Origin of the sequence: Arthrobacter sp. 92 (genome assembly GCF_050260325.1) — a bacterium.
Lineage (GTDB): Bacteria > Actinomycetota > Actinomycetes > Actinomycetales > Micrococcaceae > Arthrobacter.
Map to the genome: position 1 here is coordinate 2,568,767 of NZ_CP189863.1, position 15,333 is coordinate 2,584,099.

The following is a 15,333-nucleotide window of genomic DNA, read 5'->3' on the forward strand; positions in this document are numbered from 1 at the left end:
ATCTGATGTCGGAATTGGCGGACGGGGCGGAAAGCAGGGCTACTTCCTACACGGCGCCCGCCGCCGGCCCGGACTTCCGCCACGAACTGGAAGTCAAACGCTCCCGGTTTATCACGGTGATCCGCCGCACAGAGGACGAAGATGGAGCCAGGGCGCTGGTGGCGGAGCTCCGCAAGGAGTTCCATGACGCCCGGCACCACTGCACGGCATTCGTCATCGGGCCGGACCGTGGCACGCAGCGTTCCAGCGACGACGGCGAGCCGTCAGGAACGGCGGGAATTCCCATGCTGGAGGCCCTCATCAGACGCGAGACAGCGCCCGGGGTGACTGATCTCAGCGACGTCGCCGCGGTCGTCGTCCGCTATTTCGGCGGGATCCTGCTCGGAGCCGGCGGGCTGGTTCGCGCCTACTCGGAGTCCGTGTCCTCAACCCTTGATCACGCGCCCCTCGTGCAACGGCGGAGGCTGCGGATCTGTTCGGTTCCCGTGCCGCATTCCACTGCGGGCAGGCTGGAAAACGACCTCCGCGCCGCCGGGTATGTGATGGCCGGCGTCGACTATGACCCACAGGCCACCATCCTCAGGATTGCGTTGCCGGACCAGGCCCACGAGATCGCCGACGCCGCAGCGCGCCTGGCGGCCCTGACAGCCGGCAGCGCAACACTGCACCGCGGCGGGTCCGAGTGGATCGACGTCCCGCTCCGCTGATCCTGCGCCCGGCGTTGCTCGCGGGCGCGCGGGGCGCGGGCGCGCGGGGCGCGGGGGCGCGGGGCGGGGCAGGCGCGCGCGGGCGGGGCGGCGGGGCGCGCCGATCACGTTGCCTAATACGGGACATGCCCAGTCTTGGCGGCAGCCGCAGGACATAGCGCCACTATGCCCAGTTGCGGCGGCCAGCATTGGACATGTCCCACCGACCTCGAAAGGTTCGGGGGGACATGCCCATCCTGTGATCGGCGCATAGGACATGTCCGGGCCTGTGGCCGCTTGGTTCGGCGGTGCCCGCTACCCTCTGGTTAGTTGGAGGAGCCGGACGCGCCTAGTGGCAGATCTCCCAGATATGGCCGTCGGGATCTTGGAAGCTGGCTGTGCGGATGCCCCAGGGCCGGTCCATTGGACCGTTCAGCAACTCGACCCCGCGGCTGGCCAGCTCGGCGCACATGGCATCGACGTCGTCCACATCAATGGTGAACTGTAGCCGTGATCCAGCTTCGGGCGGTGCTACCTTTGCCGGCCGGATGAGCTCGGGCGCCGCCGTGGTCTTGAGGAGGTTAATCAGGGTGTTTTGGAATTTGAAGACCGTGGACGCGTCGTCCTCGAACGCGACAGGGAGACCGAAGACTTCCTGGTAGAACAGTTTGGTGGTTTCGAGGTCCTCGACGAACAGGGTGATAGCCCCGATACCCCGTGGCCATGGCCCCATCCCCACACCGTCGACTCGTCGCTCAGTATTCTCCGAAGCCTCGCCCATGAACGGTCGTCTCCTTAGTGCTATGCCCGGCGTTCCTGTCCGGTTCAAGCTACCGGGTCCAGCCAACACGTTCAACGTCCATGCCGTCGATTGAAGGCCGCGCCTCTCCACAGGCACAGCCCAGGAACACGCAGAGGCGCCGCGCAAATCCGCAGCTTGGGACATGCCCTGTCCTCGCCTTGTCGGATGGACATATAAACTTCATGGCCACGCGCCGGGGCCAGAGCTGGACATGTCCTCTTGGCTGGATCGATGGTTGGATAAGACGCAGTTAATCACATGGAAGGCGGCCACCGTGGACGATCCCTTCGACCTTGAACGGTTCGTAACCGCCCAGAACGCGAGCGGGACTTATGGCCACGCCATTGCGGAGCTTCGAAAGGGGGCCAAGAGGAGCCACTGGATGTGGTTCATCTTCCCCCAGGTTCAGGGGCTTGGCCAAAGCTCAACGTCCAGGCACTACGCCATCTCCTCGCTAGCTGAAGCCCAGGCGTACCTGCGGCATCCGATACTCGGTGCACGGCTGCTGGAATGCACCGCGGCCATCGCCGGGCTGAAGGATCGCTCGGCCACGCAGATCTTCGGCGGCACCGACGCACAGAAGCTGCACTCCTCGGCCACGCTCTTCCTGCGTGCGGCGCCGGACGAACAGCTCTTCCAACACATCCTGGACCAGTACTTCGATGGGCAACCCGACAGCGCCACCGACCGTCTGCTGGGTCTCAGGGCCTGAATTTCCGTCTTCCTCCCGTTGACCGCCGGAGATGGCCGCGTCCATTCCCAACCACTGGACATGTCCCCCTCTGCCCACGCGGAACCACCGGACATGTCCCTTTCCGGGCTGAGCCAGCGCACATAAGCCCGCTATGTCCAGTGCGCGGACCGAAAGCTGGGCATGTCCTGTTGGACGTGCCTGGAGGAAAAAATGGGCATGTCCCAATGGAGGTGCGGAGGTGCGGAGGTGCGGAGGTGCGGAGGTGCGGAGGTGCGGAGCGCCCCGGTGCCGTCCGTGGCGTGCCGTGGCGTGCCGTGGCGTGGGGTGGCGGCAACGCAAAAGCGGGTCCCTGCCACATGGCAGGGACCCGCTTCAGCTAGCCCGGAGCAACCGGGCTGGTGGCAATTAGTTGCCGGTCAGCTTCTCGCGCAGTGCTGCAAGAGCCTCGTCGGAAGCGAGCGTGCCGCCACCGGTGTTGGACTCGGCTGCAGCCGGCTCGGAGGAGTAGCTGGTGGTGCCGGAGTCGCTCTCACCGGACGTTGCAGCTGCAGCGTCGTCGGCAGCGTGCTGGGCAACCTGCTTCTTGTGGGCTTCCCAGCGGGTCTGGGCGTCAGCGTACTGCTGCTCCCAGGCGGCGCGCTGCGTCTCGTAGCCTTCAAGCCACTCGTTGGACTCCGGATCGAAGCCCTCCGGGTACTTGTAGTTGCCCTCTTCGTCGTACTCAGCGGCCATGCCGTAGAGAGCCGGATCGAATTCGGTGGACTCGGCGTCGACGCCCTCGTTGGCCTGCTTGAGGGACAGCGAGATGCGGCGGCGTTCGAGGTCGATGTCGATGACCTTGACGAACAGCTCATCCCCAACGGAGACAACCTGCTCGGCCAGCTCAACGTGGCGCACGGCGAGCTCGGAGATGTGGACCAGGCCTTCGATGCCGTCTTCAACGCGAACGAACGCACCGAACGGAACCAGCTTGGTGACCTTACCCGGCACAACCTGCCCGAGGGCGTGGGTGCGGGCGAAGGTCTGCCACGGATCTTCCTGCGTAGCCTTGAGCGAGAGGGAAACACGCTCGCGGTCCAGGTCCACCTCGAGAACCTCGACGGTGACTTCCTGGCCAACTTCGACAACCTCGGACGGGTGGTCGATGTGCTTCCAGGACAGCTCGGAAACGTGAACCAGGCCGTCTACGCCGCCCAGGTCCACGAATGCACCGAAGTTGACGATGGAGGAAACAACGCCGGGACGAACCTGGCCCTTTTCCAGCTTGTTGAGGAACGTCGAGCGGACCTCGGACTGGGTCTGCTCGAGCCACGCACGGCGGGACAGCACAACGTTGTTGCGGTTCTTGTCCAGCTCGATGATTTTGGCTTCGATCTTCTGACCGATGTACGGAGCAAGGTCGCGCACACGGCGCATCTCGACGAGGGATGCGGGCAGGAAGCCGCGCAGACCGATGTCGAGGATAAGACCACCCTTGACAACCTCGATGACGGTACCGGTGACGACACCGTCTTCTTCCTTGACCTTCTCGATGTCGCCCCAGGCACGCTCGTACTGAGCACGCTTCTTGGAGAGGATCAGGCGGCCTTCTTTGTCTTCCTTGGTGAGCACCAGGGCTTCGACCTGATCGCCAACGGAGACGACGTCTCCGGGGTCAACGTCGTGCTTGATGGACAGCTCGCGGGAGGGGATGACACCTTCGGTCTTGTAACCGATGTCGAGCAGAACTTCGTCGCGGTCGACCTTGACGACGGTACCTTCGACGAGGTCTCCGTCGTTGAAGTACTTGATGGTGGCGTCGACTGCTGCGAGGAAGTCCTCAGCGGTACCGATGTCGTTAATCGCGACTACGGGGGTACCGGGCTTCTCGGTGGAGGTGATGGTCATGTAGTAGGGGCTCCGTTGTGGATAGTGAGTCGTTCAGGCAAACCGCCGCGCCCGCATATGGATGCGTGCGCGGGTGATGGCGCATCACAGGGATATGCCGGGTCATCCTGATTTGTGGATTGAAGATACGTGCACGTAGTACACGCCCGTTTATTCTAGTCGTTCGCTCCAACCCGGGTCAAAGCGCGTGCGTCCGGCCGGCCCGTCCGCCGGCGTCGCCATTCCGCAAAGCTTCAGAAATGCGTCAGGCAGTGCGGGGAGCGTTCGACGGCGAACATAAGACGCGCGTTAAGCGCGGCCCCCGCGGTGTGTTCCCTGATCCGTCCTGCTGCCGTCAGCGTCACGGGGCAGACGGCCCCGAGGTAGATGGAGGATAGGGCTGAGACGTCCAGTGTCAGGTCAGCCTCTCCAGGAGCCGGTTCAGGGACGGCGTCGACGACGGCCTCACCATCGGTGATGTTCAGCGCAAAGGTTCCGGCCGCAAGGCCGAGCGGGTCCGTGACCTCCAGGACCAGCCGGCCGTCCGCTGGGAAGTGCCGGGCTGCCAGGGCGCGTGGCACGTCCAGGATTCGAAGCCACAGCATGTCCCTGCTGTCCGAAGATTCGATGCAGCGGGAGTCGGAAAGCGCCCAGGTCAATGGGTCATCAAGGGGCGCTTCTTCCCACGTGACCCGCTCCACGAGGTCGATGTTGCCAAGGAACTGCCACAGCTCCAGGTAAGCGTCCGCGGTGGCCGCCACGAGATCCACGATTTCCATGGTGTACGGCCTGGAGTCCCAGCCCAGGAACTTGTACGAGACGTAGCCGTCCACCTCGCCGCCGGGCCCGTAGTGCAGGGCAACCTTGACGGCGTCGTCCGGCTTGCCGTCCCGGCCGAACTCCCCCGCGGCGCGGTGCCGGTAGTAGTCCTGGCGGTCGATGGAGCCGGGAGTCAGGTGGTGGACCTTGGCGAAAACCTGTGGGGCGAGCTCCAGCAGCACCTTGCGGTCGGCGATTTCCACGGCGCCCACGGGCTGGTGCCGGACATTGAACCGGGCGGTGGTGTCCACCTTGACCGTACGCTCAAAGCTCGCCACGCCGTAGCCGAAGCGCTCGTAGATGGAAGCTTCCGACGCGGTCAGCGCCGCCATGGCGAGGCCGTCGGCGCGGGCCCGGTTCAGGTCCGCGGACATCATGCGGCGTAACAGTCCGCGGCGGCGGTGCGGGGTGCGCACTGTCACTGCGGTGACGAGCCGCGTAGGCAGCTGCCGTCCGAATCCGATATTGAGGTTCTTGCGGAGCGTCCCGAAGGTTGCCACGGGAATGGCGGCCTCCAGGGAGTGTGGCGCGACCTCTCCCGTCTGGTAAACGCCGGTCAGCTCGCGCCCGTCCACCCGGTACATGGCCATAGTCTCGTCCACGTAGTCGTCGTTCCGGCGGGTGTCGTGGAATCCGAAGCCCACCGCCTGAATCCAATCGGTTCCCTGCTCGTAGCCGGGCGCACCCTTCTCGGTAGCCCTGAACCGCCGGATCTCATACTTGTCTGCCACGTGCTGATCCCCCTTCAACCGAATGGATGACTTGGGCAGGGCGCGCGCTCCGGCGCCCTGCCCGTGCTGAAACCGCTAGTGACCGGCGTCGTACCAGCTCGGACCCACTCCAATCTGGACTTCCAGGGGAACGCTCAGGTCCGCGGCGGAGCCCATCTGCTCCGTCACCAGCTGCGCCACCGCTTCCCTTTCGCCGTCGGCCACTTCAAGCACCAGTTCGTCATGGACCTGCAGGAGCATCCTGGACTTGAGGCCCTGGGCCTTCAGTTCCGCGTGCACACCCAGCATGGCCCGCTTGATGATGTCTGCCGCGGATCCCTGGATGGGAGAGTTCAGCGCGATGCGCTCCGCGTTCTCGCGCAGCTGACGGTCGGTGCTGGTGAGGTCCGGGAGGTAACGGCGCCGCCCCTCGATCGTGGCGGTGTAACCGTCGATCCGGGCCTGGTCCACCACGCCGCGGAGGTAGTCGCGCACAGCGCCGAACCGGTCGAAGTATTCCTTCATCAGGGTCCGGGCCTCGTCAACGGAAATCTCCAGTTGCTTGGAGAGCCCGAACGAGGTCAGACCGTAGGCGAGGCCGTAGGACATCGCCTTGACTTTGGAACGCATGGCACTGGTGACCTGGTCCGTGGGCACATGGAAGATGTTGGACCCCACGAAACGGTGCAGGTCCTCGCCATCCTTGTACGCCTGGATCAGGCCGGCATCCCCCGAGAGGTGGGCCATGATACGCATCTCGATCTGCGAATAGTCGGCGGAGAGGAGGCATTCGTAGCCGTCGCTGACCACAAAGATTCCACGGACGCGCCGGCCTTCTTCGCTGCGGATGGGGATGTTCTGGAGGTTGGGGTTGTTCGAAGAGATCCGGCCCGTGGCGGCGACGTTCTGCGCGTAGGTGGTGTGGATCCGGCCGTCCTCGGCGACGGACTTCTTCAGCGACTCCAGCATCTGCCGGAGTTTCGAAGATTCCCGGTGCGCCATCAGCTGGACCAGGAATTCGTGCCCGGTCTTTTCCAGCAGATTCTTCAGCGAGGCGGCGTCGGTGGTGTAGCCGGACTTGATTTTCTTGGTTTTGGGCAGTCCCAGCTCATCGAAGAGAACGGTCTGGAGCTGTTTGGGCGAGCCGAGGTTTACTTCGTGGCCGATGGCGGCAAAGGCGAGTTCCTGGGCGTTGTCGATCACCTTGGCCAGGTCAGCCAGCTGCTCATCCAGCCGCGGCATGTCAATGGCGATTCCGGCGAGCTCCATGTCGGCCAGCACGCGGCTCACGGGAAGCTCGAGGGTGGAGAGAAGTTCTTCCGCCTTGCGTTCTTTCAGCTCCCCCTCGAAATAGCGGCTGAGGGCCTGGACGACGGTGGCGGCCTGGACGAGCTCGCCCGCGGCGGCGGTGTCTTCGCCGTCGAACGCCAGCTCCAGCTGCCCGGCCTTCGCCACAGCGCTGGAGATTGCGATATTCAGGTGGTGCTGCGCCAGTTCCGCCAGCTCGTAGGAGCGGCGATCGGGCTGGATGAGGTAGCCCGAAATCGACGTGTCGTCCACGACGCCTTCCAGTTCCAAGCCGCGGGCGGTCATCGCCTTCAGTGCCGCTTTGAACCCGTGCATCACCTTGGGCGCTTCAGGGTCACGCAGCCACGCGGCCAGGACGTTTTCGGCCTCGGCATCCTGGCTGGACAGATCGATGTAGGCGGCGGCGCCGTCCCTGACGATCGCCAGCGCGGCGGCGTCTTCGCCGATCCGTCCCGGAACGAGGTCGACGGCGACGGCGGACCGCTGGCCGGCCCCTGCGGCCAGGAATGCGCTCAGCTCAGCTGCTCCGGCCGGCGTGATGTAGTCCGGGGTGTCCAGGTTTTCCCGCTCGGCCAGGTCCACGCCTTCACTGCCGTAGAGGGCAAAAAGGCGGCTACGGATGGTCTTGAACTCGAGGGTGTCGAACAGTTCTTCCAGTGCGGCCTGGTCCGGCCGGGGATCCGCGAGGTCGTCCAGGGTCACGGGAAGCTTCAGATCGGTGTGAAGCCTGTTCAGCCGGCGGTTTCGCTTCACGGCCTCCACATTTTCGCGGAGAGCCTCGCCTACTTTGCCGCCGATCGCGTCGAGGTGCTCCAGCACGCCTTCCAGTCCGCCGTAAAGGTTGATCCATTTGGCGGCCGTCTTGGGCCCCACGCCGGGAACGCCCGGGAGGTTGTCCGCCGACTCCCCCACGAGGGCAGCGAGGTCCGAATACTCCGCCGGGGTGACGAAGTACTTTTCCTGGATGGCCGGGGCATCCAGGCGGGGAATGTCGCTCACGCCCTTCCTGGGGTACAGCACGAAGACGTTGTCCGTAATCAGCTGGAAGGCATCGCGGTCCCCTGTCACCAGCAGCACCTCATAGCCGGCCTTTTCTCCCATGGCGGCGAGGGTGGCCAGGATGTCATCCGCTTCGTAGCCGGGCATCATGATGGTCTTGATACCCCATGCACGCATGACCTTGTCGATGAGGTCGATCTGGCCGCTCATCTCCCGGGGAGTCTCGTTGCGGCCCCCCTTGTAATCGCTGTACTCGACCTTGCGGTGCGTTGTCTCATCCGAGACGTCGAAGGCCACGGCGATGTGGGTAGGCTTCTGCTCCTTGATCAGGTTGATGAGCATGGACGTGAAACCGTGGATCGCGTTGGTGTGCTGGCCGGTGGCGGTGGAGAACTTGTCCGCCGGGAGGGCGAAAAACGCCCGGAACGCCATGGAGTGCCCGTCGAGCACCAGGAGGCGCGGCTGGTCCGTGATGGGAATCACGGGCGCCTCGGTGGCGGAAACCGATGCAACGGTCCGGCGCGGCTTCTTGGGCGGTGTGGCCACTGCCACTGGTGCGGCCTCCGCTGCCGGTATGTTTTCGGTTACTGACGGGGAAGGGGCCGGTTTGGTAGTTTCGCTCACAGGTGCCAGCCTAGTTGCCATGAAGGACAATTTCACGCCCGGGCCGTTCGTTGAGGAGCTGACGGCCGCCGGCGTGCCCGAAGACATGCACGGGTGGCTGGGCGAATATGGCGTCGGGGCCCTCGTGGTGAAGATGGGGATCCATTTCCTCGAAATGAGCCCGGAGCGGACGGTGGCCACCATGCCCGTGGAGGGCAACACGCAGGTGGCGGGGATCCTGCACGGCGGCGCTCACGTGGTCCTGGCCGAGACCCTGGGTTCCTTCGCCGCCGGCATGCACGCGGGGCCGGGGCGCCAGGCGCTGGGTATTGAGGTCGGCGCCACCCATCACAGGGCAATCGCTGCCGGCATTGTCACGGGAACCTGCACCGCAATCCATCTGGGCCGGACGCTGACCACCCACGAGATCGTGATGACGGACGAGCGCGGCCGGCGGCTGTCCACCGCACGCATCACCAACCTGATCCGGGACACGGCCGGATAGTCAGCCGCCGCCGAACCGGTAGCGAAGCTCGACAATTCCCCGCCCCATGGTGCGCGAGGAAATCAAGTCCAGTGGCGGCGTCGGGCCTTTCTTCATGGGGAGAACGGGTTTGCCCTGGCCCAGCACCACCGGAATGACGGAGACGATCAGCTCATCCAGCAGGCCGGCGTCGGCGAACTGGGCTGCGGTTTCTCCCCCGCCCACGAGCCAGACGTTCTTGTCGCCGGCCACGCCCCTCAGGTCTTCCGAAAATTCCCGGACATCGCCGCGGACGAACGTGACGTCAGCTCCGGCCGGAGCGGAGAGCTCATGGTGGGTGAACACCCAACAGGGCGTCCCGGGGTACGGCCAGGAGTCCGCTTGGTGCTCCATGAGCCACGCGTAGGTCTCGCCGCCCATAACAATGCAGCCGACGTCGGCCATGAAGGTTTCGTAGCTTTCCCTGCCGCCCTCGAAGCCATCGAACTGCAGCAGCCAGGCCAGATTGTCATCCGGGGTGGCGATGAATCCGTCGAGGGAAGAGGCGACGAAGTACTGGAAAGCGGCCATCTCCCCAGCCTAACCTGCACCGGGGTTGCGGTGGCAGCCGGTGCCCATGCCGTGTCCGGCCGGACGCGGTTTACTTGGTGAAGTACGGGATGATCAGGTAGAGCCCGAAGAGCACGGCGATGCCGCACAGGGCGAAGCACGCGTAGGCGAGGGACCTCATCCACCGGGGCGTGGATTGCTCGGGATCACCGGCGATCGCCGTAAAGCGGACTCCGACGGCGTACAGGGTCACCACGATCACCGCCGCCACCAGGGTGGCCCCCGCCACCTGTACCAGTTCCAACCACTTCATCTACAGCCGACCCTTCTGGTTGTTGGCGCGGCTGGCAGCCATCGCTTTCTTCTTCCGGAAGCGGACGGCCTGCCCTGCTTCCTCCACCTCCACGGCGTTGTGGTGGCCCACATGCGACTTGCGGGACTGGACAAACATGAACACCACGGCCGCGGTTCCAGCCACCGCCGCGATGATCACGCCGACCACGCCTGTTTTGACGAGCAGGGCGGTGAGTGCGCCCACGACGCCTGCGGCGGGGAGGGTGAAGAGCCAGCCGACGGCGATGCGCCCGGCGGTGCCCCACCGCACCGATGTTCCCCGGCGGCCCAGGCCGGACCCAATGACGGACCCGGAAGCCACCTGGGTGGTGGACAGGGCGAAGCCGAGGTGGGACGAGGCGAGGATGGCCGAGGCGGTGCTGGTTTCCGCAGCGAAGCCCTGTGCCGGTTTGACGTCGGTGAGCCCGGAACCCATGGTGCGGATAATGCGCCAGCCGCCGGCGTAGGTGCCCACGGCAATGGCAAGTGCGCAGGCCGTGATGACCCACAGCTGGGGACCCGATCCCGTGGGCTGGGTGCCCGCCGCGATGAGGACCAGCGTGATGATGCCCATGGTCTTCTGGGCGTCGTTGGTGCCGTGCGCGAGGGCCACCAGGCTGGAGGTGAAGATCTGCCCGGTGCGGAACCCGCCGCGCTTCTGGGTCAGCTTGCTCCCTGTCTCCGGATCGTGACGGGAGGTCAGGGCGTACGCCAGCCGGGTGCAGACATAGGCCACACCGCCAGCCACCAGCGGCGCGAAAACGGCAGGAAGGATGACCTTCTGCATCAGGCTTTCGAAGTTGACCGACTGGATGCCGATACCGGCGATGGCGGCCCCGATGAGGCCGCCGAAGAGGGCATGGGACGAGCTGGACGGCAGGCCCTTAAGCCACGTGATCATGTTCCACAGGATGGCTCCCATCAATCCGGCAAAGATGATGTCCGGTGTGATCTGGATTCCTCCGGAGCCTTCGCGGATGATGCCGCCGGAAACGGTCTTCGCCACTTCCGTGGAGAGGAACGCGCCCACCAGGTTCAGGGAAGCCGCCAGGGCAACAGCTGGTTTGGGTTTGATGGCACCGGTGGCAATGGGCGTGGCCATCGCGTTGGCGGTGTCATGAAAGCCGTTGGTGAAGTCGAAAAATAGTGCCAGCGCTATCACTAGCGCCACCATGAAGGTGATTTCCACCTGTTGCCCAATCTGCAGAGTCGACGGTCAGCAGTTCCACTTCCCCGTGCCCGCCGCGCCGCGGCAATGTTCATCAGAAATTTCACTGGAACGGTTGCGTCATGAGGCAGGGCAGGCTTGAAACCTTATCGATCGTACGCGTCAACGGTCCAAGGGCAAAACACCGGCCGCTCCAACAAAAGCACGCACGGTCTCGAGCTCGGTTTTGGACAATCCCCTGCGGGGATCGGGGGAAATCGGCAGGAATCGACCACCCAGGAATCGGGCCCATGCTGCCGCATCCCGCTCGAACCGCAGCTGGTCGTCCACCCAGACCACCCGATCCGGCCCGGTGGATTCAAGGTGGCGCTGGATGGCCAGCAGTTTCCACCAGCCCTGACCCGCACCGACGCCTGACCCGGCCAGGACGGGCCATTCCTTTCCTGCAAGCCCAATGGCCGGGCAAAGGTATTCCGGTGCGTAGTCCAGCCAGCTGGTCAGCCACAAGCAGCGCACTCCCGGGGTCCGGGCCAGCTGGTTCAGGCCGTCGACTACTTCGCCCGCATACGCCACCTCGAGCATTCCGGCGTTGGCCTGCTTCCAGCGGGTGCCCCAGTCGGTGGTCCCGGTGGGGCCGAACGGGCAGATCACGCCGTCCACGTCCAGGTACAGGGAGACATTGCCCACCGCGGCCACCTTCCTCCCCGCCGGGCCGGCGGTACGGGGACGCTGGAAGGCCGGCCGGGGACGCAATTCACGTTACCGACGGCCGGTCGCGGCGGCAACGACTGCGGTGGAGCTGTGGGCCTAGGCCGGGACCTTTTCCGCCACGGCCGGCTGGCGAACGGCGGCACGGGCCGCAACGGGTGCGGGAACACCCTCCCCGGCCTGGCCGTACAGCCAGTCGTTGTACTGGTAGTTACCGTCCTTGCGGCTCTTGAACAGCAGGTTGCGCAGCGTGCGGGCCAAACCGGATACGTGCCATGACTCGCCCCAGACGCGGGCGGTCCGCTGGACCCGCGCGGTCCGGCCGGCGCGGAGGGTATTGAATTCCTTGATCGCGCCGTCCCAGGCGTCCGGGTTGACACCCTCGGCGGTGAAGACCGTGCCGTAGCTCGCGTCCTGCAGCACGGCTGCGTCCTCGAGGGCCTGGCAGGCGCCCTGGGCGAGGTACTGGAGCATCGGGTGCGCGGCGTCGCCCATCAGCACCATCCGGCCGGCCACCCAGTTCTCGATCGGGTTCCGGTCGTACATGGGCCAGCGGATGCCGGTGGCCAGGTTCTTGAGTGCTTCCCGAACCGCCGGGACGCAGTCCTTGTAGGCCGCCTCAAGCTCGTCAACGCCGCCGTACTGTTCTTCGCCGCGTTCGAAGGAGGCGGACTTGAAGACGGCCACGGTGTTCAGCAGCTCACCTTTCCGCAGCGGATACTGCACGAGGTGGCAGTCCGGGCCAAGGTAGACGATGACGTCCTCGAGGTCGGCCTTGGGGGTGTTTTCGGTGATCGGCACGGTGCCGCGGTAGGCGACGTAGGCCGAGGGCACGGGAGCGTCATTGGCCACGAGCGGACGCAGGGTGGACTTGAGCCCGTCGGCGCCGATCACGACGTCGGCCTCGTAGTCCACGCCGGCCGCGGTGTGGGCCACGCCGCGGCCGTTCACGGTTTCAACACTCTCGACCATGACGTCGTTGACCAGCTTGACGCCCGCCGCTTCACAGCCTTCGAGGAGGACGCGGTGCAGGTCGCTGCGGTGGATCACGACGTAGGGAGCGCCGTAGCGTTCCTCGAATTCCCCGCCGAGCCTCTGGCGGGCGAGCTCCTCGCCGGTGATCGCGTCGCGGAAGACCAGGTGCTTGGGCTGGACACCGATCTCCAGTGCCTTTTCCAGCAGGCCCCAGCGCTTGAGGACGCGGGAAGCGTTTGGGGCCATCTGGAGTCCAGCGCCCACCTCGCCGAATTCCGGAGCCCGCTCCACGAGGGTGACGTTGGCGCCGTTTTCACGCAGTGCGAGGGCTCCGGCCAGTCCGGCCATACCCCCTCCGATGACCAGGACATCAGTGGACGTTGCGTGCTCAGACATTGCTTGCTCCTGTTTGTGAGGGTGAGATTGACGATTCGGATGTGAGTTCGAGTTTGAGTTTGAGGCCGACGGCGACCAGCAGGACCGCAGCGATGGCGGCGGCACCGGCGAAGGCCAGGAAGTTAGAGTTGACGCCGAGTCCGGCTGCCAGCAAGAGGCCGCCCACCTGAGGTGCGGCAACGGCGCCGATGCGTCCCACGCCCAGCGCCCAGCCGAGCGCAGTGCCCCGAAGGTGGCCCGGGTAATGGCTGGCGACCGCCGCGATGATGAGACATTGCGTTCCGTGGGTTCCCACGCCGGCAAGAACCAGCATGAGGTAGACCACGGCTACCGGCGGTCCGGTCACCAATACCACCAGCGACACTGCGGCGACCGCGGCCGCGGCGATCGCCGTCGGGACGGGTCCGTAACGCGTACCGGCCCACGCCGTGATGACCGATCCGGCCACCGCCCCGAGGTTCAGGGCAAGCGCGAAGGTCAGGGCCGAGCCGAGGTTGTAGCCGGCGAGCTGCATCAGGTTGGGCAGCCAGGTCCCGAGGCCGTACCAGGCGAAGAGCGTGGCCAGGGTGGCGACGGCGAACAACATGCTCACGCCCAGGTACGGAGCCCGGAGTAGTGAGGCGAAGCCTGCCGGTTCCTTGACCCTGTCGCGGGCGTCCGACGGCGGAAGGGTCTCCGGCAGGAACCGAAGTCCCAGCGGAACCACCACCATCAGCGCGACGACTGCGACGAGGAACATGGCCGGCCAGCCGAAGGCGGGAATCAGCGGGATTCCCACCAGTGCCGCGACGGAGCCGCCGATTGGAACGCCGGACATCATGAGCGTGGCGATGGTGGACCGCCATTTCTGCGGCACCAGTTCGGCAACCAGCGCGTTGGCCGAGGGGACAAGTCCGCCGAGGCCGATGCCGGCGAGGAGGCGGAGGCCGCCGAAAACGGGGGCGTTGGGTGCCTCGGCGCACAGGATGGTGAACACCGAGAATGCGATGGCGCAACCCAGGATGGTGCGGCGTCGTCCCCAGGTGTCGGCCATGCGGCCGGCGAAGATGGCGCCGATCATCATGCCCAAGAAGGCCATGGAACCGATGGTGCCGGCGGTGGCCTTGGTGAGCCCCCAGCCGGTTTGCGAGATGAGAGAGGACTGGACGGTCCCGTAAACAATGAGGTCGTAACCGTCGAAGACAACCAGCAGCCAGCAGACAAGCACTGCCAGGACCGATTTGCGGGGGAACCAGGAGGTGCGCCGATCGTCGGTGCCCGAAGGGGAAGGACTAGACGTGGGCCGCTCCGGCGCTGCAGCGGAAGGTGTGTGATTCATGCCACTACTGTCGTCGCCATCGGGAATGAACCACAATACAATTCTGATGTGCAGAACAAGCAAACGGTCCGGTCCGCCCGGAAGCCCGTACAGAAGAGGCCCACCTATTCCATCGAGGCGGTCGACAACGCCCTGCAGCTCCTGCAGCTCCTCCGCGACGGCGGCGCGCTCCGGCTCAAGGACGCCGCCGCGGAGCTGGGGGTGGCCCCGTCCACCGCCCACCGGCTTCTGGCGATGCTGGTTTACCGGGGTTTCGCCGTACAGGACGAAACCCGCCGGTATGTGCCCGGTCCGGCCATGGGCGTTGGGCCCGCCGGGCTGAGCTGGACCAGGCTGCTCCGCTCGCTCGCCCAGCCGCATATGGAACTGCTCTCGGCGCAACTGAACGAAACCGTCAACCTCATGGTGCGGGTGGGTACGAAAGTGCGGTTTCTGGCGACGGTGGAAGGGAACAATGTCTTGCGGGTTGGTGACCGGCAGGGCACGGTGATGCCCGCCAACAAGACTTCCGGCGGCAAGGCCATGCTCGCCGAATTGGAACCGCACATGATCGAACAGCTCTTCCTCAGCAACAATGCCGAGATTGGCGGGGACATCATCCCGGCCGCGGAATACCCGGCGTTCGTGCGCGAGCTCGAATCCATCCGCAGCAACGGCTTCGCGGCCAATTTCGAAGGCACGGAAGAGGGCGTAAGCGCCCTCGGGATGGCTCTGCACAACCGGCACGGGCAGGTGGTCGGCGCGCTCAGCGTCGCCACCCCCGCGACCCGCTTCCGCCGGGTGTTCGACGCCGGGCTTGTCGCCGCCCTGCGGGAAACGTGCCGGCAGCTGGAGATCGACATCGCGGCAAACCCGGCTGATCCCGACTGAATTTCCGGGAGTCACCGGCCGTGCCGGCCCCGGACAAAGTTCTGT

Annotated in this window: 14 protein-coding genes; 4 read left to right on the forward strand and 10 right to left on the reverse strand. The window is 65.5% G+C overall.

Going from position 1 to position 15,333, the window contains the following annotated elements:
- Window positions 1-5: 5 nt before the first annotated feature.
- Window positions 6-707 (forward strand): IMPACT family protein, encoded by a 702-nt coding sequence (locus ACP4XC_RS11825; RefSeq protein ID WP_427169784.1) that lies wholly within the window; start codon window positions 6-8, stop codon window positions 705-707.
- 328 nt (window positions 708-1,035) lie between these two features.
- On the opposite strand, the gene ACP4XC_RS11830 is transcribed toward ACP4XC_RS11825, so the two are convergent.
- A complete protein-coding gene (locus ACP4XC_RS11830; protein WP_427169787.1) occupies window positions 1,036-1,467 on the reverse strand; it encodes a VOC family protein in 432 nt (143 codons plus the stop codon).
- 295 nt (window positions 1,468-1,762) lie between these two features.
- On the opposite strand from ACP4XC_RS11830, the gene ACP4XC_RS11835 reads away from it, so the two are divergent.
- Window positions 1,763-2,200 (forward strand): DUF1810 domain-containing protein, encoded by a 438-nt coding sequence (locus ACP4XC_RS11835; RefSeq protein ID WP_427169790.1) that lies wholly within the window; start codon window positions 1,763-1,765, stop codon window positions 2,198-2,200.
- Window positions 2,201-2,587: 387 nt separating this feature from the next.
- Here ACP4XC_RS11835 and rpsA read toward each other — a convergent pair whose 3' ends face one another.
- The 3 genes from rpsA to polA all read right to left on the reverse strand — a co-directional run bounded on the left by rpsA (window position 2,588) and on the right by polA (window position 8,316).
- The gene (gene rpsA / locus ACP4XC_RS11840) at window positions 2,588-4,069 is read right to left on the reverse strand and encodes a 30S ribosomal protein S1 (RefSeq protein ID WP_427169793.1); all 1,482 of its coding nucleotides are present in this window, start codon (window positions 4,067-4,069) and stop codon (window positions 2,588-2,590) included.
- 233 nt (window positions 4,070-4,302) lie between these two features.
- The gene (locus tag ACP4XC_RS11845; RefSeq protein ID WP_427169796.1) at window positions 4,303-5,598 is read right to left on the reverse strand and encodes a GNAT family N-acetyltransferase; all 1,296 of its coding nucleotides are present in this window, start codon (window positions 5,596-5,598) and stop codon (window positions 4,303-4,305) included.
- 75 nt (window positions 5,599-5,673) lie between these two features.
- A complete protein-coding gene (gene polA, locus ACP4XC_RS11850; protein ID WP_427175098.1) occupies window positions 5,674-8,316 on the reverse strand; it encodes a DNA polymerase I in 2,643 nt (880 codons plus the stop codon).
- A 211-nt stretch (window positions 8,317-8,527) separates the two neighbouring features.
- Here polA and ACP4XC_RS11855 point away from each other — a divergent pair, with 211 nt between their 5' ends.
- On the forward strand, window positions 8,528-8,992 hold the full coding sequence (locus tag ACP4XC_RS11855; RefSeq protein WP_427169798.1) for a hotdog fold thioesterase: 465 nt from the start codon (window positions 8,528-8,530) through the stop codon (window positions 8,990-8,992).
- Here the strand turns inward: ACP4XC_RS11855 and ACP4XC_RS11860 are convergent, their stop codons facing one another.
- The 6 genes from ACP4XC_RS11860 to ACP4XC_RS11885 all read right to left on the reverse strand — a co-directional run bounded on the left by ACP4XC_RS11860 (window position 8,993) and on the right by ACP4XC_RS11885 (window position 14,418).
- Window positions 8,993-9,541 (reverse strand): dihydrofolate reductase family protein, encoded by a 549-nt coding sequence (locus ACP4XC_RS11860; RefSeq protein WP_427169800.1) that lies wholly within the window; start codon window positions 9,539-9,541, stop codon window positions 8,993-8,995.
- Window positions 9,542-9,611: 70 nt separating this feature from the next.
- Complete coding sequence (locus ACP4XC_RS11865; protein ID WP_427169802.1) at window positions 9,612-9,833, reverse strand: hypothetical protein; 222 nt, start codon at window positions 9,831-9,833, stop codon at window positions 9,612-9,614.
- Entirely contained in the window at window positions 9,834-11,042 is a 1,209-nt protein-coding gene (locus ACP4XC_RS11870; protein WP_427169804.1) for an inorganic phosphate transporter, read from the reverse strand.
- A 141-nt stretch (window positions 11,043-11,183) separates the two neighbouring features.
- Window positions 11,184-11,708: an HAD domain-containing protein gene (locus ACP4XC_RS11875; RefSeq protein ID WP_427169806.1), complete on the reverse strand. Its 525-nt coding sequence runs from the start codon at window positions 11,706-11,708 to the stop codon at window positions 11,184-11,186.
- Between the two features lie 120 nt (window positions 11,709-11,828).
- Window positions 11,829-13,100, reverse strand: coding sequence for an FAD-dependent oxidoreductase (locus ACP4XC_RS11880; RefSeq protein ID WP_427169808.1), 1,272 nt, complete (start codon window positions 13,098-13,100; stop codon window positions 11,829-11,831).
- Complete coding sequence (locus tag ACP4XC_RS11885) at window positions 13,093-14,418, reverse strand: MFS transporter (RefSeq protein ID WP_427169810.1); 1,326 nt, start codon at window positions 14,416-14,418, stop codon at window positions 13,093-13,095. The genes ACP4XC_RS11880 and ACP4XC_RS11885 overlap by 8 nt, the downstream gene beginning before the upstream one ends.
- A 48-nt stretch (window positions 14,419-14,466) precedes the next feature.
- On the opposite strand from ACP4XC_RS11885, the gene ACP4XC_RS11890 reads away from it, so the two are divergent.
- A complete protein-coding gene (locus ACP4XC_RS11890; protein WP_427169813.1) occupies window positions 14,467-15,288 on the forward strand; it encodes an IclR family transcriptional regulator in 822 nt (273 codons plus the stop codon).
- Window positions 15,289-15,333 lie beyond the last annotated feature (45 nt).